Source organism: Streptomyces sp. AcH 505, from assembly GCF_000818175.1.
GTDB lineage: Bacteria > Actinomycetota > Actinomycetes > Streptomycetales > Streptomycetaceae > Streptomyces.
Window position 1 is genome coordinate 2145358 of the sequence record NZ_JTIY01000001.1, and the last position, 1027, is coordinate 2146384.

Annotated in this window: 1 protein-coding gene and 1 pseudogene; both read right to left on the reverse strand. The window is 72.3% G+C overall.

Going from position 1 to position 1027, the window contains the following annotated elements:
* On the reverse strand, positions 1-316 hold a 316-nt coding region (locus HY68_RS44980), incomplete at its 3' end, for a helix-turn-helix domain-containing protein (protein WP_241778522.1).
* Between the two features lie 167 nt (positions 317-483).
* A pseudogene (locus HY68_RS09920) lies at positions 484-1027 on the reverse strand (glycosyl transferase); the annotation flags it as partial.

The window sequence follows — 1027 nt, forward strand, 5'->3', positions numbered from 1 at the left end:
TCGGGACTTCGACCTCGCCGAAGACGGCGTCGAGGGCCAGCTCCATGAGGTCGTCCTTCGTATCCACGTACCAGTAGAGGGACATGGCCGTCACGCCGAGCTCCGCGGCGAGCCGGCGCATGGAGAACTTGGCCGGGCCTTCGGCGTCGAGCAGCCGTACGGACACGGCGGTGATCCGGTCGCGGTCGAGCCCGGTGGACTGCTCGGCGCCCTCGGCCTTGCGTCCGCCGCCGCCACCGCGGCGGCCGTGCTGCTTCCCCTCCAGCCAGACGCTGGTCCGGGGGGCCCGCTCGGTGCGATCGGCTTCCGACACCATGGATGAGCCTCCTCGGTTCCTGTCTGCCGGACGGGCGCCGCCGGAATCCGGACGTCCGCTGCTGAGATGCTATGCCGCTCCTGTCAGTGATAGTGCCCGCTCAGCGCGGCTCAACAGCAAGGACGCCGGTCCGCGACGGACCGGCGTCCTCGGTGACGTGCTGTCAGCTACTGCCGCTGCGTGAGGTCGTACAAGGTGGTGCCGTCGACGGTGACTTCGTGGAAGGTCGCGGCGACCCAGGTGGTGATGGCTGAGCTGGCGGCGCCCCCGGGACCGCCGCCCGCGTTCTCCCCGCCGCCGCTCGCGCCGCTCGCGCCGCTCGTGCCGGCCAGGAAGTAGTGCACCTTGCCGTCGGACACGTACTGCTTGAACTGCGCGAGGGTCGGGGACGGGTCGCTGCCGTTGAATCCGCCGATCGCCATGACGGGCCGCTCGGTGGCGAGTTGGTAGCCGGCGGCGTTCTGGGAGCCGATCGCCGCTGCCGCCCAGGTGTAGTCACCCGCGTTCTTGAGGAGCGCGGCCTTCACCTGGGAGCTGACCTTCGTACCGCCGAGCAGGCCACCCATGCCGCCGCCCATGCCCCCGTCCATGCCGCCCATGGCGCCCCCACGGGGGCCCCTCGCGGTGCCGCCGGGCGCCTGGCCCGTGCCCGGCTGCTGCCCGGCTCCGGGCTGCTGACCTGCCGTCCCGGGCTGCTGTCCGGTCGTCCCG